Origin of the sequence: Streptomyces sp. 2114.4 (genome assembly GCF_900187385.1) — a bacterium.
Lineage (GTDB): Bacteria > Actinomycetota > Actinomycetes > Streptomycetales > Streptomycetaceae > Streptomyces > Streptomyces mooreae.
This window is the reverse complement of the sequence record NZ_FYEY01000001.1, coordinates 727,193-747,953: the sequence shown is the minus strand read 5'-3', so window position 1 is coordinate 747,953 and position 20,761 is coordinate 727,193. Positions and strand designations below refer to the sequence as shown.

At 72.7% G+C, this 20,761-nt stretch carries 16 protein-coding genes; 12 read left to right on the top strand and 4 right to left on the bottom strand.

Annotated elements, in window-relative coordinates; genetic code table 11:
* Positions 1 to 291: 291 nt before the first annotated feature.
* From tdh to CFW40_RS03100, 4 genes are all read left to right on the top strand, one after another.
* Positions 292 to 1,320: an L-threonine 3-dehydrogenase gene (tdh, locus tag CFW40_RS03115; protein WP_088796281.1), complete on the top strand. Its 1,029-nt coding sequence runs from the start codon at positions 292 to 294 to the stop codon at positions 1,318 to 1,320.
* Positions 1,321 to 1,402: 82 nt separating this feature from the next.
* The gene (locus tag CFW40_RS03110) at positions 1,403 to 2,596 is read left to right on the top strand and encodes a glycine C-acetyltransferase (protein WP_176956592.1); all 1,194 of its coding nucleotides are present in this window, start codon (positions 1,403 to 1,405) and stop codon (positions 2,594 to 2,596) included.
* 35 nt (positions 2,597 to 2,631) lie between these two features.
* Complete coding sequence (locus tag CFW40_RS03105) at positions 2,632 to 3,540, top strand: LysR family transcriptional regulator (RefSeq protein ID WP_088796280.1); 909 nt, start codon at positions 2,632 to 2,634, stop codon at positions 3,538 to 3,540.
* 115 nt (positions 3,541 to 3,655) lie between these two features.
* Positions 3,656 to 5,053 (top strand): chloride channel protein, encoded by a 1,398-nt coding sequence (locus tag CFW40_RS03100; RefSeq protein ID WP_088796279.1) that lies wholly within the window; start codon positions 3,656 to 3,658, stop codon positions 5,051 to 5,053.
* 8 nt (positions 5,054 to 5,061) lie between these two features.
* On the opposite strand, the gene CFW40_RS03095 is transcribed toward CFW40_RS03100, so the two are convergent.
* Positions 5,062 to 6,108 (bottom strand): PHP domain-containing protein, encoded by a 1,047-nt coding sequence (locus tag CFW40_RS03095; RefSeq protein WP_088796278.1) that lies wholly within the window; start codon positions 6,106 to 6,108, stop codon positions 5,062 to 5,064.
* Between the two features lie 756 nt (positions 6,109 to 6,864).
* Here CFW40_RS03095 and CFW40_RS03090 point away from each other — a divergent pair.
* The 5 genes from CFW40_RS03090 (at position 6,865) to CFW40_RS03070 (ending at position 13,814) form a co-directional block, all read left to right on the top strand.
* Entirely contained in the window at positions 6,865 to 7,092 is a 228-nt protein-coding gene (locus CFW40_RS03090; protein ID WP_088796277.1) for a type A2 lantipeptide, read from the top strand.
* A gap of 178 nt (positions 7,093 to 7,270) precedes the next feature.
* The gene (locus tag CFW40_RS03085) at positions 7,271 to 8,077 is read left to right on the top strand and encodes an HlyD family efflux transporter periplasmic adaptor subunit (protein ID WP_088796276.1); all 807 of its coding nucleotides are present in this window, start codon (positions 7,271 to 7,273) and stop codon (positions 8,075 to 8,077) included.
* Positions 8,074 to 10,362: an NHLP family bacteriocin export ABC transporter peptidase/permease/ATPase subunit gene (locus CFW40_RS03080; RefSeq protein ID WP_088796275.1), complete on the top strand. Its 2,289-nt coding sequence runs from the start codon at positions 8,074 to 8,076 to the stop codon at positions 10,360 to 10,362. Before CFW40_RS03085 ends, CFW40_RS03080 begins: the two co-directional genes overlap by 4 nt.
* 10 nt (positions 10,363 to 10,372) lie before the next feature.
* Complete coding sequence (locus tag CFW40_RS03075) at positions 10,373 to 13,255, top strand: NHLP bacteriocin export ABC transporter permease/ATPase subunit (RefSeq protein WP_088801874.1); 2,883 nt, start codon at positions 10,373 to 10,375, stop codon at positions 13,253 to 13,255.
* A gap of 100 nt (positions 13,256 to 13,355) precedes the next feature.
* Positions 13,356 to 13,814: a cyclic nucleotide-binding domain-containing protein gene (locus CFW40_RS03070; protein WP_088796274.1), complete on the top strand. Its 459-nt coding sequence runs from the start codon at positions 13,356 to 13,358 to the stop codon at positions 13,812 to 13,814.
* A gap of 261 nt (positions 13,815 to 14,075) precedes the next feature.
* On the opposite strand, the gene CFW40_RS03065 is transcribed toward CFW40_RS03070, so the two are convergent.
* Entirely contained in the window at positions 14,076 to 15,056 is a 981-nt protein-coding gene (locus tag CFW40_RS03065) for an L-tyrosine/L-tryptophan isonitrile synthase family protein (RefSeq protein ID WP_256331828.1), read from the bottom strand.
* Complete coding sequence (locus tag CFW40_RS03060; protein ID WP_256992058.1) at positions 15,053 to 16,357, bottom strand: cytochrome P450; 1,305 nt, start codon at positions 16,355 to 16,357, stop codon at positions 15,053 to 15,055. Before CFW40_RS03060 ends, CFW40_RS03065 begins: the two co-directional genes overlap by 4 nt.
* Positions 16,358 to 16,694: 337 nt before the next feature.
* On the opposite strand from CFW40_RS03060, the gene CFW40_RS03055 reads away from it, so the two are divergent.
* From CFW40_RS03055 to CFW40_RS03045, 3 genes are read left to right on the top strand one after another with little or no spacing between them, the layout of a single operon-like run.
* Entirely contained in the window at positions 16,695 to 16,982 is a 288-nt protein-coding gene (locus CFW40_RS03055) for a hypothetical protein (RefSeq protein WP_088801871.1), read from the top strand.
* Entirely contained in the window at positions 16,982 to 19,468 is a 2,487-nt protein-coding gene (locus CFW40_RS03050; RefSeq protein ID WP_088801870.1) for a cation-translocating P-type ATPase, read from the top strand. The genes CFW40_RS03055 and CFW40_RS03050 overlap by 1 nt, the downstream gene beginning before the upstream one ends.
* Entirely contained in the window at positions 19,465 to 19,962 is a 498-nt protein-coding gene (locus CFW40_RS03045; RefSeq protein WP_088796273.1) for a copper chaperone PCu(A)C, read from the top strand. Before CFW40_RS03050 ends, CFW40_RS03045 begins: the two co-directional genes overlap by 4 nt.
* Before the next feature lie 159 nt (positions 19,963 to 20,121).
* Here the strand turns inward: CFW40_RS03045 and CFW40_RS03040 are convergent, their stop codons facing one another.
* Positions 20,122 to 20,760, bottom strand: a complete 639-nt coding sequence (locus CFW40_RS03040) for a sigma-70 family RNA polymerase sigma factor (RefSeq protein WP_256331618.1) — start codon at positions 20,758 to 20,760, stop codon at positions 20,122 to 20,124.
* Position 20,761: the final 1 nt, after the last annotated feature.

The window sequence follows — 20,761 nt, the reverse complement described above, 5'->3', positions numbered from 1 at the left end:
GCGCGGCCCCCGGCACCCTCCCGGGCGAGCTGCCCGATCACCTCACCCGGACCACCGGCACCGCCCCCGAGCTGCGCATTCGCCGGTGCGGCCGGCTTCGCGCGGTGCGTGACCGCCCTCACGTCCGCGGCCGTGCACCCCGTTGTCCATGGGGCGTAAAGGGCAACTGTGACCGTGCTTAAGAAATCCTCGATGGACCGGGCGGCCGTCGTAGGGAAGATTTCCTGACGAAGATCGGGTGGCCGGGGACGGCACCCGGCAGGGTCACACTCAGGTACGGGAGCCGTTGCGGTGAAGGCACTGGTCAAGCAGAAAGCGGAGCCGGGTCTCTGGCTCATGGACGTGCCGGAGCCGGCCGTCGGCCCGGGGGATGTCCTGATCAAGGTGCTGCGCACCGGCATCTGCGGCACCGATCTGCACATCCGCGCCTGGGACGGCTGGGCCCAGCAGTCCATCGGCACCCCGCTGACGATCGGTCATGAATTCGTCGGTGAGGTGGTGGCGACCGGCCGCGATGTGGCCGAGGTCAAGACCGGCGATCTGGTGAGCGGCGAGGGCCACCTCGTCTGCGGCAAGTGCCGCAACTGTCTGGCCGGCCGCCGCCATCTGTGCCGCGCCACCGTCGGTCTCGGCGTCGGCCGGGACGGCGCGTTCGCCGAGTACGTGGCACTGCCCGCCACCAATGTGTGGGTGCACCGCGTCCCTGTCGACCTCGATATCGCCGCCGTCTTCGACCCCTTCGGCAACGCCGTGCACACCGCGCTGTCGTTCCCGCTGGTCGGCGAGGACGTACTGATCACCGGCGCCGGGCCGATCGGCATCATGGCCGCCGCCGTCGCCCGGCATGCCGGGGCCCGCAATGTCATGATCACGGACGTCAGCGAGGCGCGCCTGGCACTGGCCCGCAAGGTCGGGGTCAGCCTCGCCCTCAATGTCGCCGAGTCGACCATCGCCGACGGGCAGCGCGAACTCGGCCTGCGCGAGGGCTTCGACATCGGACTGGAGATGTCCGGCCGGCCCGAGGCGATGCAGGACATGATCGCCAACATGACGCACGGCGGCCGGATCGCCGTCCTCGGCCTGCCTGCCGAACAGTTCCCCGTGGACTGGTCCCGGATCGTCACTTCCATGATCACGATCAAGGGCATCTACGGCCGGGAGATGTTCGAGACCTGGTACGCGATGTCCGTACTGCTCGAAGGCGGTCTCGACCTCGCGCCGGTGATCACCGGCCGCTATGCGTACGAGGACTTCGACGCCGCCTTCGACGACGCCGCCAGCGGCCAGAGCGGCAAGATCATCCTCGACTGGACCACCTGAGCACTTCCCGGCCCGGCCTCCGTCCCCGGCGCGCCCCTTCGCACCGCGCGCCCGCTTCCCCCGACTCCTGGAGACACCCCTGATGTTCGACTCCGTACGCGATGAACTGCGCGGCACCCTCGACGAGATCCGCGCCGCCGGCCTGCACAAGCCCGAGCGGGTCATCGGCACCCCGCAGTCCGCCACCGTGGCGGTCACCGCGGGAGGCAACCCCGGAGAGGTACTGAACTTCTGCGCCAACAACTACCTCGGCCTCGCCGACCACCCCGAGGTCGTCGCGGCCGCCCACGAAGCGCTCGACCGCTGGGGCTACGGCCTCGCCTCGGTCCGCTTCATCTGCGGCACCCAGGAGGTCCACAAGGAGCTGGAACAGCGGATCTCCGGCTTCCTCGGCCAGGAGGACACCATCCTCTACTCCTCCTGCTTCGACGCCAACGGCGGTGTCTTCGAGACCCTGCTCGGCCCGGACGACGCGGTCATCTCCGACGCCCTCAACCACGCCTCCATCATCGACGGCATCCGCCTGTCCAAGGCCCGCCGCTTCCGCTACGCCAACCGCGACATGGCCGATCTGGAACGCCAGTTGAAGGAGGCCGGCAGCGACGGCCGTAAGCTCGTCGTCACCGACGGCGTGTTCTCCATGGACGGCTACGTGGCGCCGCTGCGCGAGATCTGCGACCTGGCCGACCGCTACGGCGCCATGGTGATGGTCGACGACTCGCACGCGGTCGGCTTCGTCGGCCCCGGCGGCCGCGGCACCCCCGAGCTCCATGACGTCATGGACCGGGTCGACATCATCACCGGCACCCTCGGCAAGGCCCTCGGCGGCGCCTCCGGCGGCTATGTCGCGGCCCGCGCCGAGATCGTCGCGCTGCTGCGCCAGCGCTCGCGCCCGTACCTCTTCTCCAACTCGCTCGCCCCGGTGATCGCCGCCGCCTCGCTGAAGGTGCTCGACCTGCTGGAGTCGGCCGGCGACCTGCGCGAGCAGCTGCACGCCAACACCGCGCTGTTCCGCTCGCGGATGACCGAGGAGGGCTTCGACGTCCTCCCGGGCGACCACGCCATCGCCCCCGTCATGATCGGCGACGCGGCCGAGGCGGCCCGGATGGCGGAGCTGCTGCTGGAGCGCGGCGTCTACGTCATCGGCTTCTCCTACCCGGTGGTCCCGCAGGGCCAGGCGCGGATCCGCGTACAGCTGTCCGCCGCCCACTCCACCGCGGACGTCCACCGCGCGGTCGACGCCTTCATCGACGCGCGGTCCGCGCTGGGCGCCTGACGCCCCGCACCGGCGGGGCCTGCGAAACTGGGAGCATGATCGAAGCACGACGGCTGCACATCCTCCGTGCGGTGGCCGACCACCGAACGGTCACCGCCGCGGCCGCCGCGCTCTACCTCACGCCCTCGGCGGTCTCCCAGCAGCTCGCCGCCCTGGAAGCGGAGACCGGCCACCGCCTGGTGGAACGCAGCGCCCGCGGCGTCCGGCTGACCGCCGCGGGCGACATCCTGCTCGCCCACGCCAACGCCGTCCTCGCCCAGCTGGAGCGCGCCGAGTCCGAGCTCGCCGCCTACGGCTCGGGCGAGGCCGGCACGGTCACCGTCGCGGCCTTCGCCACCGGCATCGGCCTGGTCGTCGCGCCCGCGCTCACCGCGCTCACCCGCACCGCGCCCGGCATCCGGGTCCGCGTCCAGGACGCCGAGGGCGACGCCAGCCTGCTGATGGTCCTGGACCGGCAGGTGGACGTGGCGGTCGCCGTCGAATACCGGGGCGCGCCCCGCGCCGACGACCCGCGGCTGACCCGGGTCCCGCTCTACGCCGAGCCGTTCGACGCCGTGCTGCCGCCCGGCCACCGCCTGGCCGGCCTGCCGCAGGTGGCTCTGGCCGATCTCGCCGAGGACCCCTGGATCGGCCCCTATCCCGGCAACCCCTGCCATGATGTGGTCGTCCTGGCCTGCGAATACGCCGGTTTCGAGCCCCGGCTGGAGCATTCCTCCGACGACTTCCGGGCCGTCGTCGCCCTCGCCTCGGCCGCCGCGGGGGTGGCCCTCGTCCCCCGCTCGGCCCTGCGCGACATGGACCTCACGGGCGTGGTGGTCCGCCCCGTCGACGACGTCGCCCCCACCCGCCGGGTCTTCGCCGCCGTACGCCGCGGCGCCGAGGAACACCCGTTGCTCCGCCCGGTGCTGGCCGCCCTCAAGGAGACGGCGGCGCCGCAGGGGTGAGGCCACCGCGCGGCCCGGTTCACCCGGATGGCCATGCCTCCGAGGACGCGCCCGGCATGCCGTGGCGGACCGGTCGTGACAGGCTCGGCACGGCGGCGGCGAGGGAGGCGAGGCGATGTCAGCCGACTCCACCGGCCCGGCGGGCGAGACTCCCGCCACCGTGTACCGGGATCCCTACGCACTGGTGCGCACCCGCGGCTATCTGAAGCTCCTGCTGGTGGCGGCGGTGGTCGGCTTCCCGGTCTGTGCCGTCGCGTTCGGCTTCCTCGCGCTGGTGCACGAGCTGGAACCACTGATCTACACGGACCTGCCGCGGGCGCTGGGCCTGGCCGGGACGCCCCTGTGGTGGCCGGTCCCGATGCTCGTGGTGGCCGGCCTGCTGGTCGGCCTGGCCATCCGTCACCTGCCGGGCAACGGCGGCCATGAGCCGGCCGACGGGCTGGCGCTCAGCGGTGCGCCCCCGCTCTCCGCGCTCCCCGGCATCGTGTTCGCGGCGCTGGCCTCCCTCAGCTTCGGTGCGGTGCTCGGCCCCGAGGCGCCGCTCATCGCGCTCGGCGGCGGACTGGCCGCGGGCGCCGCACGGCTGCTGGGCCGGGGCCTGAACGCCCAGAGCGTCGCCGCGGTGGGCGCCGCGGGCAGCTTCGCGGCGGTGAGCGCACTGCTCGGCTCCCCGCTGCTGGGCGCGTTCCTCCTGATGGAGGTGGCGGGGCTGGGCGGCCCGATGCTGGGGATGCTGCTGGTGCCCGGTCTGCTCGCGGCGGGGATCGGTGCGCTGGTCTTCACGGGTCTGGGGGACTGGACGGGGCTCGGTACGTACTCCCTCGCGCTGCACGACGTCCCCCCGGCCGCCCAGCCGACGGTGCCGGAGTTCGGCTGGGCCCTGGTCATCGGCGTGGCCGCGGCCTTCGTCGCGACCGGCGTACGGCGGCTCTCGCTGTTCCTGAAGGGGCGGGTGGTCCGCCACCGGGTACCGGCCACGATGGTGATGGGCCTGGTGGTGGGCGCCTTGGCGGTGGTGTTCGCCGCGGCCACCGGCAAGCCCGCCACCGAAATGCTCTATTCGGGCCAGTCGGCGCTCGGTTCGCTGTTCCGGGACAGCGCGGGCTACTCGGTGGCGGCGCTGCTGCTGCTCATCGTGTGCAAGGGCCTGGCGTACTGCGCCTCGCTGAGCGCCTTCCGCGGTGGGCCCATCTTTCCCGCGCTGTTCCTCGGCGCGGCCGGCGGCGTCGTGCTGGCCCACCTGCCCGGCCTCTCGCTCACCCCGGCCTTCGCGATGGGTGTGGGCGCCATGTGTGTGGCGATGCTCCGGCTGCCGATGACGTCGGTGCTGCTGGCCACCCTGCTGCTGGGGAAGAGCGGGCTCACGGTGATGCCGCTGGTGATCGTCGCCGTGGTCGTCGCCTATGTCGTGGTGCTGCGGCTCACTCCCGCCACCGGCGCTCCGGCCGGCGGGGCTCCCGCCGGTGACGCTCCCGCCGGCGGCGCTCCTGCCCCCGCGCCGCACACCGCCTGACGGCCCGCTCAGGCCGGCCCGGAGGCGCGTCGCGGCGTCCGGCCGGTCCGGGTCCAGGTGGCCAACTGGCGCTGCGTCCAGGTGTTGATGACCCGGTCGGCAGGTACGCCACACTCCTCGGCGCGGGCACAGCCGTAGATCTGCCAGTCCAGCTGGCCCGGTGCATGGGCGTCGCTGTCGATGGCGAAGAGCGTGCCCGCCGCGAGCGCCTGGCCAAGCAGCCGGCGCGGCGGATCGAAGCGGTCGGGACGGCAGTTGATCTCGACGGCCGTACGGTGCTCGGCGCAGGCCGCGAACACCTCGGCGGCGTCGAACTGCGACTCCGGGCGCAGCTTGCCGGTGATCTGCCGTCCGGTGCAGTGGCCGAGCACGTCCACCAGCGGGTTGCGGACCGCGGCCAGCATCCGCCGGGTCATCGGCGCCTTGTCCATCCGCAGCTTGGAGTGCACCGAGGCGACCACCACGTCCAACCGGTCCAGCAGCTCCGGCTCCTGGTCGAGGGTGCCGTCGTCGAGGATGTCGCACTCGATGCCGGTCAGCAGCCGGAACGGTGCCAGCCGCTGGTTGACCTCCGCCACCAGCGACAGCTGCCGGCGCAGCCGCTCGGCGGTCAGCCCGCGGGCCACGGTGAGCCTGGGGGAGTGGTCGGTCAGCACACACCAGGCGTGCCCGAGGTCGCGGGCGGCGCGGGCCATGGCCTCGACCGGGCTGCCGCCGTCCGACCAGTCCGAGTGCAGATGGCAGTCACCGCGCAGCGCCCGCCGGAGCCGCTGCCCCAGCTCGCCCTCGACCAGCGGTCCGCCCGCTTCCTCCTCCAGATGGGACAGGTAGACGGGTCGTACGCCGGCGAACGCTTCCTCGACCACCCGGGTGGTCTTCGGGCCCAGCCCCTTGACCTGCCCCAGCGAACCGTCCAGGGCGCGCCGCCGCGCCTCGTCGGGGGGCAGCGCGCCGACCACCGTCGCGGCCGTGCGGAACGCCTGGACGCGGTAACTCACCGCCCCCTGCCGCTCCAGCAGGAACGCGATCCGCTCCAGCGCCTCGACGGGGTCCACGGACGGCTCCTTCCCGGGGCGCCGGCCCCGCGGTGTCCTTTCACGGTGCCGTACGCGGCGGGCGGCTGCCACCGGGCTGTCGGTGGCGCCCCTCAAAATCGCCCATTACCGACCGTTCCGAAGGCGCGGCGTTATGCGGTTATGTCCGTTCTCCGGTCACTCGATCCGTTTCCAGGGAATGGGGCACGTATAGTTCTGATGATTCCGTTCCATGCGTGCAACTCACCCGATGCCGCCCATGAACTCCGGGCGAATCGGGCACATTTCATGCCTCTGCAACATTCGGAGCGGCCCGCCCGGGGCGTGCTCCGGAGTTTCGTGACCGTGCTGTGCTCAGGTGCCGTAAAAATTGGCGGCCTTCAAAAAATCTGCACACCGAAAGCGCAGTCGGCACACGGTCTCCGGTGGCCCATCCCCGTGCTGACCTGCGGATCAATAGTTTGGTGCGGGAATGTCCAGTTCGCCGAACGGTCGGTTACCGATGAGTTGAAAGTGAAACTGGAGAACCTGTGAAGAAGCTGCCACCAAGTCATGGATGCACGTGCACTTCCGGTAATTCAGTGGGGCGTTGGGGTCCGGATCAGCGGTTCTCCGATTAGCAGCGCAACGCGCCCGCGTGCTTTGATCCTTCGCACCGCGGGAGTCACACCATCGGTTCCCGATTTCGGGTACCCGACTGCCGCAGCCGCGGCCGGACCACCCCACCGGACGGTTCGGACGCAGCATTTTTCGAGATATTCATCGAAGGGAAACACCATGAACTCCATCCCCCAGGTTCAGACCCAGGAAATCTCCGACGCCGACCTGGACAACGTGTCCGGTGGCCTCCTCAACGGCGTGGTCGGCACCGCCACCAACACCGTTGACTCCATCGCCCCGGTCTCGGGCGCCGTGGGCACCGCCACCGGCCTGGTCGACGGCGCCACCGGCGTCAACGCCTCGGGCATCGCCAACACCGCCACGGGCCTGGTCTCCGGTCTCTGAGTCGCTTCTGTGCCGCTGAGCGGCACAGCCGGCTTTGAACGGTGACAACGGCAGGTCGGCGCCCCCTCCTTGCCGACATGCCGGGCCGCGTGCCCCGGATCCCTGGCTGTGCCCGGGACCGGGGCGCACGGCCGCCGCCACCCGTCTGACAGACCATTGCAGTTGAGGGAAGAGTGTCGTGCAGTTCCGCCAACAGGCCCTTTCCAAGCTGCAGTCGCCCGAGGAAATCGATCTTCCGGTGCGCTTCGCCCGCCCCCAGGGCTGGCTCGTGCTCACCGTCACGGTTCTGTTCGTGATCGCCGCGTCCGTATGGGCGGTGACCGGAACCGTGTCGTCCACCCTCGGCGCGCCCGGAATCCTCACCCACGGGCAGGGCAGCTACATCCTGCAGAGCCCCGTATCGGGCCAGGTCACCGCAGTGCTCGCCCAAGAGGGCAAGCGGGTGGCCGCCAACACCCCGGTGCTGAAGGTCCGCACCGCCCGGGGCACCACCGTCGTCCGCACGCTCGCCGCCGGCCGGCTGACCACGATGGTCGCCACGATCGGCTCCGTCGTCACCACCGGCGCCGATGTCGCCTCCGTGGAGCGCGTCGCCCATGCCCGCGACCCCCTGACGGCCACGCTGTACGTCCCGGCCCAGAGCGGCGCCTCCGTCCCCGTCGGCGCCTTGGTCGACCTCACCGTCCAGTCCGTGCCGAGCCAGCAGTACGGCGTCCTGCGCGGGCGGGTCAAGGCCGTCGGCAGGACCGCCCAGACCCGCCAGCGGATCGGCGCCTACCTGGGCAACAGCCAGCTCGGCGAGGAGTTCTCGCAGCACGGCCAGCCCCTCGCGGTCCTGGTACAGCTCGACGCCGCCCCGCACAACGCGTCCGGCTACGCCTGGTCGGCCTCCGGCGGCCCGCCGTACGCCCTCGACTCGATGACGCCCGTCACTGGCGCCGTCCACCTGGCCGCGCAGCACCCGATCGATTGGCTGCTGCCATGACCGCCGCCGAAGACTCCGCTGCCCCGCAGCAGCAGCAGCTGCCGCCTCCCGGCCGCCGCCGGCACCGTCCCGAGCCCGCGCCCGGCGCCCGGCGCTCCCGCCGTGCCGCGCCCGCCCCCAAGCCCCGGAAGACGAAGACCGTCCGCACCCCCACCGTCCTCCAGATGGAGGCCGTGGAGTGCGGCGCCGCCTCGCTGGCCATGGTGCTCGCCCACTTCGGGCGGCACGTACCGCTGGAGGAGCTGCGGATCGCCTGCGGCGTCTCCCGTGACGGCTCGCGCGCCAGCAATCTGCTCAAGGCCGCCCGCAGCTACGGCCTGCAGGCCAAGGGCATGCAGATGGAACCGTCCGCGCTCGCCGAGGTGCAGGCGCCGGCCATCCTGTTCTGGGAGTTCAACCACTACGTCGTCTACGACGGCACCAGCCGCCGCTTCGGCCGCCGGGGCGTCCGCATCAACGACCCCGACAAGGGCCGCCGCTTCGTGCCGACCGAGGACTTCGACACCAGCTTCACCGGTGTCGCCCTGGTCTTCGAGCCCGGCGAGGACTTCCGCAAGGGCGGCCGCAAGCCCGGCGTGCTCGGCGCCGTGCCCGCCCGGATGCGCGGCACCACCGGCACCCTGCTGGCCGCGCTGCTCGCCAGCCTGCTGCTGGTCGCGGTCGGCGCGGCGGTGCCCGCGCTGAGCCGTACGTACATCGACATGTTCCTGATCGGCAACCAGACCTCGCTGCTGGGGCCGCTCTTCGCGTCGATGGCCGCGATGGTCGCGCTGACCGCCGTCCTGACCGGCCTGCAACAGGCGAACCTGCTGCGCGGCCGCATCATCTCCTCCACCCTGACCAGCGCCCGCTTCCTGCGCCACCTGCTCAGACTCCCGGTCACCTTCTTCGCCCAGCGCAGCCCGGCCGACCTGGTCCAGCGGCTGCAGTCCAACGACGCGGTCGCCGAAACCCTGGCGCGCGACCTCGCCGCCGCGGGCGTGGACGGGATCGTAGTCATCCTCTACGCCTTCCTGCTGTGGACCTACGACCCCCAGCTGACGGTCATCGGCGTGGGCATCGCGCTGCTCAACGTGGTCGCCATGCGGATCGTGATCCGGCTGCGGGCCACCCACACCCAGAAGCTGCGCGCCGACACCGCCCGGCTGACCAACACCTCCTACACCGGCCTGCAGCTCATCGAGACGATGAAGGCCACCGGCGGGGAGAACGGCTACTTCCGCCGCTGGGCCGGCCAGCACGCCACCACGCTGGAGGTGCAGCAGCGCCTCGGGGTGCCGAGCGCCGCGCTGGCCGTCGTCGCGCCCACCCTGGCCACGCTCAACAGCGCCCTGATCCTGTGGATCGGCGGTCTGCGGGCCGTCGAGGGCCATATCTCCATCGGTCTGCTGGTCGCCTTCCAGGCGCTGGTGACCCGCTTCACCGCGCCCATCACCCGGCTCAACGGCGTCGCCGGCCGCATCCAGGACTTCGCCGCGGACGTGGCCCGCCTCAAGGACGTCGAGAGCTTCCCCGTCGACACCCTCTACTCGCGCCCCGAGCCGGACGCCGACACCCGCCGCCTCAAGGGCCATGTGACGCTGGAGGACATCACCTTCGGCTACAGCCCCCTGGACAAACCGCTGCTCACCGGCTTCTCGCTGGCCGTCGGCCCCGGCCGGCAGGTCGCCCTCGTCGGCGGCTCCGGCAGCGGCAAGTCCACCGTCTCCCGGCTGATCTCCGGCCTCTACAGCCCCTGGGAAGGCACCATCCGCATCGACGGACAGCGCCTGGAGGACCTGTCGCGCAGCGCGCTGGCCGCCTCCGTGTCCTTCGTCGACCAGGACATCTTCCTCTTCGAGGGCACGGTCAGGGACAACGTGGCGCTGTGGGACCCGTCCATCCCGGACGACGCGGTCATCACCGCCCTCCAGGACGCCGCGCTCTACGACGATGTGATCGCCCGTCGCCCCGACGGCATCCACAGTCGCGTCGAACAGGACGGCCGCAACTTCTCCGGCGGCCAGCGCCAGCGGCTGGAGATCGCCCGCGCACTGGTCCGGCGCCCCAGCATCCTGGTCCTCGACGAGGTCACCAGCGCCCTGGACGCGCAGACCGAGCAGACCATCATGGACAACCTGCGGCGGCGCGGCTGTGCCTGCGTCGTCATCGCCCACCGGCTGAGCACGGTCCGCGACAGCGACGAGATCGTGGTCCTCGACCACGGCGTGGTCGTCGAACGCGGCCGGCACGAGAACCTGGTCGCCGCCGGGGGCCCGTACGCCGAGCTGGTCAAGGAGCACTGACGTGTCATCCATGCCCCCGCCCGCGGTCGTGGGACCGGGCGCCACCGACGCGGTGACCCAGGCGCTGGGCGGCCTCGGCACGCCCGTCGACTGCACCGGTCTGCGCAGCGTTCCCTTGGAGGGCCCGCATGTGCTGTGGCTCGTCACCGGCGGATCGCTCGACCTCTTCGCGGTCGACGCCGTCGAGGAAGGGCACTGGCACTTCCTCGGCCGTCTCGAAGCGGGCACCCTCCTGCTCGGACCGGTCGCCGGCCCGCACCACACCCTGCTCGGCCGGCCCTCCCAGGACTGCCTGCTGCGCCGGATCGAGCTGCGCGAACTGCCCCGGTACGACTACGGGGAGTACGGCGACACCGGTTCCATCCCGCAGTACGGCACGCAGGACGGCTACGGCTACACCGCCCACGACGGCCAGGGCGAGGCGCTCTCCGCGCTGGAACACGCCTTCGCGCTGGGCACCGCCCGCAGCCTGGGCGTGCTGTTCGAGGCACCGCTCGACGGCCGGCCCGCCGATGAAGCGGTGGCCGACGACGACATCCTGTGGATGCCGGTCCCGCCCGGCAGTGTGCAGTACGGCGCCTCCTACAGCGCGGAGGCGGCCGGCGACCTGCTGGTGGATCCCGACCTGTGGCAGCAGATGGTCAATCAGCAATACCGGCTGCTGTCCGCCGTCGACCGCTGGATCGAGCAGCTGGAGCGCGCCCACGAGGACCGCACGGCAGCCGGCATCAAGGCGGGCGAGGCCGTCCGCGAGCGGGCCGACCAGGCGCTGATCGCGTCCATCGGCCGCCAGGACCGGTCCGGGCGGGGCAGCGCCGAGACCGGCCGGGCCGGTGACGACGCCACCTTCGCGGTCTGCCGCACGGTCGCCGAGGCGGCCGGGATCACGCTGACCGAGCCCCCGAAGGGCGGCGCCGCCAACGACCGCATCACCCCCGTCGAACGCATCGCGGTCAGCTCGCGGATCCGCACCCGCGCGGTCCGCCTCCAGGGCCGCTGGTGGCGGACCGACACCGGCCCCCTGGTGGGCCACCGCGCCAAGTCCGGGGCCCCCGTGGCGCTGCTGTGGCGCCGGGGCCGCTACGAGGCAGTCAACCCGGCCTCCGGACTGCGGATGCGCATCGACAAGGACAACGCCGACGCCTTCGAGCCGCGCGCCGTGATGTTCTACCGCCCGCTGCCGGAGCGGCCCATGAGCCTGTGGCGGCTGATGCTCTTCAGCCTGCGCGGCTCCCGGCTGGACCTGCGGAACCTGGCCCTCGCCGGGCTGGTGACGGTGGGTCTCGGCGCCCTCGTCCCCCTCGCGACCGGCAAGGTGCTCGGGGAGTACGTCCCGAGCGCCGACAAGAGCCTGATCGTCCAGGTCTCGCTGGCCGTCATCATCACCAGCGTCGTCTCGGCCGCCTTCATGCTGCTGCAGAACCTCACCGTGCTGCGGATGGAGGGCCGGATCGAGAGTGCGCTGCAGCCGGCCGTGTGGGACCGGCTGCTGCGGCTGCCGACGAAGTTCTTCACCGAACGCTCCACCGGAGAGCTGGCCAGCGCCGCGATGGGCATCAGCGCCATCCGGCGGGTGCTGTCCGGACTCGGCCCGATCGCCGTGCAGGCCACGACGGTCGGCGCGATGAACCTGGTGATGCTGCTCCTGTACAGCGTGCCGCTGGCGCTGGCGGCGCTCGCGATGCTGCTCGTCATCGGTGCCGTATTCCTCGCCATGGGCCTGTGGGAGCTGCGCTGGCAGCGCCGGCTGGTCACCCTCGGCAACAAGCTCAACAACCAGGCGTTCCAGACCCTGCGCGGTCTGCCCAAGCTGCGCGTCGCCGCGGCCGAGAGTTTCGCGTACGCGGCCTGGGCCCGGGAGTTCGCCCGCTCCCGCGAACTCCAGCAGAAGGCCGGCCGGATCAAGAACCTGACCACCGTCCTCAACGCCGTCTACCTGCCGCTCTGTTCGCTCACCATGTTCATGCTGCTGGCCGGCCCGGCCCGCGGCAGCATGTCGGCCGGCTCGTTCCTCACCTTCAACACCTCGGTGACCATGCTGCTGACCTCGGTCACCCAGATCACCGGCGCCTTCATCTCGGCCGCCGCCGCGATGCCGATGTTCGAGCAGATCAAGCCGGTCCTGGACGAGAAGCCCGAAGTGCGCGGCGCCAGCGCCCAGCCCGGCATCCTGGCCGGCGGCATCGAGGCCAAGAAGCTGTCCTTCCGCTACAGCGACGACGGCCCGCTGGTCCTCGACGATGTCTCGCTGCGGATCCGACCCGGCGAGTTCGTGGCCGTCGTCGGCCCCAGCGGCTGCGGCAAGTCGACCCTGCTCCGGCTGCTCATCGGCTTCGACAAGCCGACCTCGGGCCATGTGCTCTACGACGGGCAGGACCTGACCGCCCTGGACCAGGCGGCGGTGCGCCGCCAGTGCGGCGTCGTCCTGCAGAACGCCCAGCCCCTCACCGGCTCGATCCTGGACTGCATCTGCGGCGCCGAGTCCTTCACCCAGGAAGAGGCCTGGGCGGCCGCCGAGATGGCGGGTCTGGCCGAGGACATCAAGCGGATGCCGATGGGCCTGCACACCATGATCTCCGGCGGCGGCGCCATCTCCGGCGGCCAGCGCCAGCGGCTGATGATCGCCCAGGCGCTGGTCCGCCGCCCGCGGATCCTGTTCTTCGACGAGGCCACCAGCGCCCTGGACAACGAGACCCAGCGCATCGTCATCGACAGCACCCGCAAGCTGAGCGCCAGCCGTCTGGTGATCGCCCACCGGCTGTCCACGGTCATGGACGCCGACCGCGTGATCGTCATGGCGGACGGCCGGATCGTCGAGCAGGGTGCCCCGGCCGAGCTGCTTGCCGACACCGGCGGAGCACTGCACGACCTGGTGCGGCGCCAGCTGACCTGACGTGCCCCCGTGCGGTACCCGCCGCCGCTCCGCCCGGCCGAGCCTTCCCGGCATACCGGCAAAGCACCCCATATCGTGCAGGGAGCGAGCGGAGGATGCGATGGCCAGCAGCAGAGACCTGTTCCACGGGATGCCGCCCGACCGGCGCCGGCGGCTGACCGACATCGCCGTCGAGGTGTCGCTGCCGCGCGCCACCCGCCTCTTCGAGGAGGGCCGGCGGGCGGACCACTTCTGGATCATCCGCAGCGGCCAGGTGGTGCTCGATCAGCGGGTCCCCGGGCGCCGCGCCGCGGTCGTCGAAACGCTCGGCCGGGACGAACTGCTCGGCTGGTCCTGGCTGTTCCCGCCCTACCTGTGGCACCTCGGAGCCCAGACCGTGGGCCCGGTCGAGGCCGTGGAGTTCGACGCCAAGGTGGTCCGCGCCCTGTGCGAATCCGACCCCGTCCTCGGCCGGGCGGTGTACCGCTATGTCGCCGAAACGGTGGCCGACCGGCTGCACGGCACCCGGGTCCGGCTGCTGGACCTGTACGGGCCCCAGGGCAGCGGCCTGGACGCGTGAGCACCGGCTGTCCGGCGAGGCCTCTCCGGCAACCGCTGCCGGGTACGGCCCGGCGTGACGTATGGCCTCTTTCATTCCGAGGGGGCCTTTGCCCGGACCTCTGCCCGGTCCTGTGCCGGCAGGGCGCCACCGCCCGGGACCGCCTCCGATGCCCGGCCGACTACCTGTGCGGGGTGCGCCTGCCTTCGGCCACCGGGCGGCTTCGGCCACCGGGCGGTGGGGCCCGCCGGGGGCGGGCGACCGGCGGGCGCACCCCGTCCCTCACCCGGCCACGAAGTGGCTCGGCCGGCCGTGGCGGAACACCAGCCGGCCAAGCCGCTCGGCATCCGCCCGGTGCAGCAACTCCCGGCGTCCGTCGCGGTGTTCGAGCACACAGGAGTGCCAGGGCGTCATCCACACATCGGGCGCGTCGAGCAGCCGTATCCCGAACTTGGCCGAACCCCGCGGCTGCGGATGAATGGAGAGCCGGATGGCGCCCGGGTGGTGCTCGCCGATCAGCTCGCCCCAGGCGCGGCTGCGCTGCATCACGCCGTAGGCGCGGCGGCGGCAGTCGCGCTGCCACGCCGAACGGGTACCGGTGAACGAGACCGAGTCCTCGGCGAGGAAGCGGGTGATGCCCTGGTACAGGCGGCGCGTGGGTTCGTCGCTGCGTGTCAGGGACCGCAGGTCCTCCAGGGCCGGGGCGTAGCGGTCGTGGACCAGGGCCCGTTTGGCGTCGTGTGACAGCCGCCGCCCGTAGACCTGGCGCAGGTCGAAGACGTCCAGCCGGGTCAGGCCCTCGTCCTGGATCAGTGCGCGCAGGGCGTCGGCGTAGGCATCGATGTCCCGGTCCGGCACGTGGATGAGATCGCTGAAGACATGCCCGTCCGAGCAGATGACCACCCGCGCCCCGGGCGGGTGGACGGCCTCGATCCGGGCACACAGGGCGTCCAGGAAGCGCAGCGCCAGCCGTTCGCCCTCGTCGGGGAGGTGGCCGAGCACCTTGGCCGGATGGGGTGACTTGCAGGGGAAACCCGGAAGGGTGAAGACGAGGGGCGCGCCCGCCGCCACCGGACCGGCTAGCTGCCGCAGTTGGGCGGGGTAGGCATCGGGGGTGTCCATGTCCCCGTTCCCGTCTCCGTCCCCATCCCCGTGGCCGGAGTCCAGGGTGCGGCGGTAGGGCAGCAGCTCGGTGAGCACCGCCGCGCAGCCGGCCGGGTGGCCGGCGGGCACGCCGGGAAGCGGTCGGGCCGGGCTGGTCAGCACGCGGCATCCGGTCCGTTCGTGACCGGACAGGTGGCGTTCGGCCCAGCGGTGACCGGACGAGGCGCATCCGGTCCGTCCTTGACCGGACAGGCGGCCTGCGCGCCGTAAGTCACCGGCAGCCGGTCGACCCCGCGCGCCAGTACCGCCGGGATCCAGTCCAGCTCGCCGTCCGGGACGGCGAGCCGCAGCTCGGGCAGCCGTCTCAGCAGGGTGCCGAGGGCGATCTGGAGTTCGATACGGGCGAGTGTGGCGCCGGGGCAGAAGTGGCTGCCGTGGCCGAAGGCGAGATGCGGGTTGGGGGTGCGGTCGAAGTGCAGGGCGTTCGCGTCGGGAAACCGGCGACCGTCGCGGTTCGCCGCACACAGCGACACGATGACGGAGTCGCCCGCCGGAATCCGGGTCCCGTGCAGATCGGCGTCCTCCGCGAAGAACCGCCAGGTGGTCAGCTCGAAGGCGCTGTCATAACGGAGGAGTTCTTCGACGGCGCGCGGCAGCAGCTCCGGCCGGCCGGCCAGCTCCGCCAGGTGGGCGGGGTGGCGCAGCAGGGTCACCAGGGCGGTGGTGATCTGGTTCGTCACCGGTTCCTGCCCGGCGACCAGCAGCTGGAAAATCATCGAATCCAGCTCCTCCTGCCCGAGCCGGCCGTCGTCGCGGGCGGCCACCAGCTGGGAGAGCAGATCCTCGCCCTGCGCGGCGCGCTGGTGGGCGACGAGATCGGCGATGTACTGCTGCAGCGCGCGCAGCCGTGCCTCGTACGCCGGACGGCCCGGATCCGACGGGCCGACGGGCTGCACCACCTTGCCCCAGTCCCGGTCGAAGCGCTCCTCGAACTCCGGTGGGAGACCGATGACTTCGGCAAGCACCCGGAACGGGAAGCGCCCGGCGAACACCTCGACCAGATCGGCCTCGCCGGCGTCCGGGAGGCCGTCGAGCAGGGCATCGGCCATCTCCTGGAACCGGGGGCGGAGCCCTTCGACGCGCTGCGGAGCGAAGGCGTCGGTGATCAGCCGGCGCAGCGCGGTGTGCCGCGGCGGGTCCTGGTGGAGCAGATGCACCTGGAGCTGGGAGTGCTGGGGCTCGGGCATGATCGAGGCGCGGGCCCGCCAGGCCGCGTTGCCCCGTGAATGGTGTTTGCCCAGCCGGACGTCGGTCAGCGCCTGGTGGGCGGCTTCGTAGCCGGTGACGAGCCAGGCGCACACGCCGCTGGGGAAGCGCACGCGGTGGACCGGGCCGCGGGCACGCAGCTCGGCGTACAGGGGATAGGGATCGCGGGTGTAATCCGGCCCGTACAGCTCCACGGGGTCGAGGGGGCGGTGGGCGCGACGGGGTTGACGGGGCCGACCGGGTCGGGCGATGTGGACATGGGTGTCCTCCTCAGCAGGCGTCGGGTGATGACGAACCGCGCCTGCGCGGCGCGGCGTTGAGGAGGTCGTGCGCGGGGTACGCCGAGTTCCCGCCGGGCGCGGCGGATTTCGGCAGAGAGGCGGCCTGCCGAGGCCGAAGAACGCACCGTGCAAACCCAGTTAGTCGGGCCCGGACGCCGGTGAGTTCCGGCGCGGGAGCGGGATGAACCTCACCCCCCGACGAGCCCCCGATCCGCCGCTCGGCACCGTCTCCACCTGCCACCATGACGCGATGCCACGCTCTTCGGCCGACCGCAGTCGGCCCCCTCTCCGCCAGGCCGTCGCACGGTTGCTGCCCGCCCGGCCGGTCCTCGGTTTCCTCCTGCTGCTGGCGCTGCTCGGCACCCTGTCGTACGCGGCCGGTGCCGTCGTCGGTCCGGTGGCCCCGGATCTGCAGCCGGCCGGCGGCACCCGTACGGGAGGCACGCCCGCCGATGACGGGGACATGGGCGGGATGCACGGTATGGGCGGGATGCGGGGCACGGCCCCTCGCCCCGCGCCGGGGGGAGTAGCGCGATGATGCCGCAGCCTGCGCCCGGCCCTTCGTCGCCCCCCGACGCGGCATCGGCCCCGCCCCACACCACCACCCTCACCATCGGCGGGATGACCTGTGCCGCCTGTGTGGGCCGGGTCGAGCGGAAGCTCGGCCGGCTCGACGGCGTCGCCGCCTCGGTGAACCTCGCCACCGGCCGGGCCACGGTCAGCCACCCGGCGGCGGTGTCCGTCACCGACCTCGTCACCACCGTCGAGGCGGCCGGCTTCACCGCCCGGCTCCACGAGCCCGCCCCTGCACCGGACGCGGACGGCCCTCGGGCGTCCGACGTCCGTCCGGGCGAGTCGCCGTCGTCCGATGTCCGCCCGGACGGCGGGGACGACGGCGGCCGCGCCGAGCGGCACCGGCTGCTGCTGACCGCGGCGCTCTCGCTCCCCGTCCTGGTGCTGTCGATGGTGCCCGGCTGGCAGTTCCGAAACTGGCAGTGGCTGTGCTTCGTGCTCGCCGCGCCCGTCGCCGTGTGGGGCGCCGCCCCGTTCCACGCCCGTGCACTGCGCGGTCTGCGGCACGGTGCCGCCACCATGGACACCCTGGTCTCGCTGGGCGTCGCCGCCTCCTTCAGCTGGTCCGCTTATGCGCTGTTCCTCGGCGGGGCCGGTACGCCCGGAATGACGATGCCGTTCAGCCTGCTGCCCGCGGCCGGTGACGGGACCGCGCACCTCTACCTGGAAGCCGCCGTCGGCGTACCGCTGTTCGTGCTCGCCGGCCGGCGGATGGAGGCCAGGGCCCGGCGCGGTACCGGAGCCGCGTTGCGCGCGCTGGCCGAACTCGCCGCCAAGGACGTCGAGGTACGCACGGCCGATGACAGGGAGCTTCCCCCGGGCGGACAGCGCCGGGAGCGGGGCAGGCGCATCCCCGTGGACCGGCTGCGGGCCGGTGACCATTTCCTGGTCCGGCCCGGGGAACGGGTCGCCACCGACGGCACCGTCGTCGACGGCACCTCCGCCCTGGACCTGTCCCTGATCAGCGGGGAGAGCCGCCCCGTCGAGGTCGGTCCGGGCGCGGCGGTCGTCGGCGGCGCGGTCAACTCCGGCGGTCTGCTGGAGGTACGGGCCGACGCGGTGGGCGCCGGTACCCAACTCGCCCGGATCACCCGCCTCGTCGAGGACGCCCAGACCGGCAAGACCAAGGTCCAGCGGCTCGCCGACGCGGTGGCGGCCGTTTTCGTCCCCGCCGTCCTGACCGTTTCGGTCACCGTCCTGGGCTTCTGGCTCGGTGCCGGAGCCGACCCGCAGTCCGCGATCACCGCGGCGGTGGCCGTCCTCGTCGTCGCCTGCCCCTGTGCGCTGGGGCTGGCCACCCCGACCGCGCTGCTGGCCGCCACCGGCCGCGGTGCCCAGCTCGGGATCCTGGTCCGCGGCCCGGAGGCGCTGGAGCGACTGCGCCGCATCGACACCGTCGTCCTCGACAAGACCGGCACCCTCACCACGGGCCGGATGAGCGTCACGGCCCTCACCGGGCGCACCGGCGGCCTGGACGCCCCGGAGGCACTTCGGCTGGCCGCCATCGTCGAGCAGGGCTCCGAGCATCCGCTGGCCCGCGCGATCGGCGCGGCCGCCGACGCCCGGCTGCAGGGAGAACCGCTGCCGTCGGGACACCCGCCGTCGTCGGCACAGCCACTGCCCTCGGGACAACTACCGCCCTCGGGACAACCTCTGCCGCCGGTGAAGGACTTCGGTGCCACCCCCGGATACGGCGTCCACGGCACGGCCGACCGGCGCCGGGTGGAGGTCACCCGGCCCGGCGACCTCACCGGCCTGCCTGCTCCGCTGCCGGACGCGGTGCACTCCGCGGAGGCGGCCGGCCACACCGCCGTCCAGGTCACCGTCGACGGCACCCCGGAGGCCGTCATCGCGGTCGGCGACGCCCTCCGCCCCGACAGCTACCGCGCCGTCGACCATCTGCGCCGTCTGGGGCTGCGGCCGGTCCTGGCCACCGGCGACCGGGACGCCACCGCCCGAGCCGTGGCCGGCCATCTCGCCATCACCGAAATCCACGCCGGGGCCCGCCCCGAGGACAAGGCAGCTCTCGTCACCACCCTCAAGGAGCAGGGCGGCCGGGTCGCCGTCGTCGGCGACGGCGTCAACGACGCGGCGGCCCTCGCCCTCGCCGACCTCGGGATCGCGATGGGCAGTGGCACCGATGCGGCGATCGGTGCCGCGGATGTCACCCTCGTACGCGAGGACCTGCAGGCCATCCCCGACGCGGTACGCCTGGCCCGGCGCACCCTGGGCACCATCCGTGCCAATCTCGTCTGGGCCTTCGGCTACAACCTCGTCACCGTGCCGCTCGCGGCCGTCGGCCTGCTCAGTCCGATGCCGGCGGCCGCCGCCATGTCCGCCAGTTCACTGCTCGTCGTGGGCAACAGCCTCCGGCTGCGCGCCTGGCGGCCCGGCAGGCCGGCCCGCCGCCCCCACGGACGACGGCCCCAACCCCGTGCGGAGACCTCATGAAACGGCCGTCCCTCCCCTCCTTCGCTTCCCTCCCGCCCCTCTCGGCCGTCGCCGTGCCGCTGCTCACCTGTCTGGTGACCCTCGGCGCGCTCACCGCGTGGACCGCCGGCGGCAACGCGGGAAGGCCCGCGGAGCTGACGATCCCCGAGGGCCGGGTGCTGATCCCCTCGGGGGCCGAGGCGACCGCGGCGTTCTTCACCCTCCGCAACACCGGCGGCGCCGATGACGTCCTGACCGGCGTCACCGGCCCCACCGGCCATCGCGCGATGCTCAGCCGCACCGTCGACATCGGGCACAACGCCCGGAGCATGGCGATGGTCCGCGGCGCCACCGTCCCGGCGGGCGGCGCCCTGACCATGACGCCGACCACCCTGGACGTCATGGTCAGCCCGCCGCCACGACTCGCGCCCGGCGACCGGCTCACCTTCACGCTGCACTTCCGCCACAGCCCGCCACGGACGGTACGGGCCCGGGCGGTACGTCCCGGCAGCTGAACCGAACGGCGAGCCCTACGCCATGGGCCGCACGCCAGGGGCTGCCGCCACGGGGCCGACACGTCACGGGCCCCACACGTCACGGGGCTCATGGACCGGCCCTTCGCCCGTCCATGAGCCCCGTCGCTCAGCCGCGTGCTCCGCGCCCCGTGCGCGGTGTCAGGCCACGGCGTCCGCGTAAACCCGCGGCCCGTGGGCCCTCTCCGGGCGCTTCCCTTCCGGGCGCTCGCCTTCCAGGAGCTCCCCTTCCGGGCGCTCCGCATCCGTCAGCAACCCGACCAGCGTCTCCCGGGCGCGCGCCACCCGGGACCGTACGGTCCCCACGGGACAGCCCATCACCCCGGCCGCCGCCGCGTACGGCAGCCCCAGCAACTGCGTGAGCACAAACGCCTCCCGCCGCTGGGGCGCCAGCGCCGCCAGCAGCTCGGCCAGCGCGATGCCCTCGTCGAATCCCGGCACACCCCGCGGCTGCACCCGCTCCGCGGCCGTCTGCCAGTCGTCGGTCGCGGCCAGCCGGGGCCGCACCGCGACGGACCGGATGCGGTCCGCCACGACCCGCCGGGCAATGGTCAGCAGCCAGGTACGCGCCGACGACCGGCCCTCGAACCGCGGCAGGCTGCGCAGCGCCCGGACATAGGTGTCCTGCATCAGGTCGTCGGTCGCCTGCGGATCACCGCTCAGATGCGTCACATAGCGCCGGACATCGAGCTGGGTGGCCCGCACGAACTGCTCGACGGCCCTCTCGTCCCCGGTACGGGCGGCCAGTGCCCAGCCCGTCACCGCCTCGTCATCCCGCATG

Coding starts and splice junctions, on each gene's coding strand:
- CFW40_RS03040 (WP_256331618.1), bottom strand. CDS start 20,760: ATGCGGGATGACGAGGCGGTGACGGGCTGGGCACTGGCCGCCCGTACC.
- CFW40_RS03100 (WP_088796279.1), top strand. CDS start 3,656: ATGTCAGCCGACTCCACCGGCCCGGCGGGCGAGACTCCCGCCACCGTG.
- CFW40_RS03080 (WP_088796275.1), top strand. CDS start 8,074: ATGACCGCCGCCGAAGACTCCGCTGCCCCGCAGCAGCAGCAGCTGCCG.
- CFW40_RS03055 (WP_088801871.1), top strand. CDS start 16,695: ATGCCACGCTCTTCGGCCGACCGCAGTCGGCCCCCTCTCCGCCAGGCC.
- CFW40_RS03050 (WP_088801870.1), top strand. CDS start 16,982: ATGCCGCAGCCTGCGCCCGGCCCTTCGTCGCCCCCCGACGCGGCATCG.
- CFW40_RS03075 (WP_088801874.1), top strand. CDS start 10,373: ATGCCCCCGCCCGCGGTCGTGGGACCGGGCGCCACCGACGCGGTGACC.
- CFW40_RS03105 (WP_088796280.1), top strand. CDS start 2,632: ATGATCGAAGCACGACGGCTGCACATCCTCCGTGCGGTGGCCGACCAC.
- CFW40_RS03110 (WP_176956592.1), top strand. CDS start 1,403: ATGTTCGACTCCGTACGCGATGAACTGCGCGGCACCCTCGACGAGATC.
- CFW40_RS03045 (WP_088796273.1), top strand. CDS start 19,465: ATGAAACGGCCGTCCCTCCCCTCCTTCGCTTCCCTCCCGCCCCTCTCG.
- CFW40_RS03090 (WP_088796277.1), top strand. CDS start 6,865: ATGAACTCCATCCCCCAGGTTCAGACCCAGGAAATCTCCGACGCCGAC.
- CFW40_RS03070 (WP_088796274.1), top strand. CDS start 13,356: ATGGCCAGCAGCAGAGACCTGTTCCACGGGATGCCGCCCGACCGGCGC.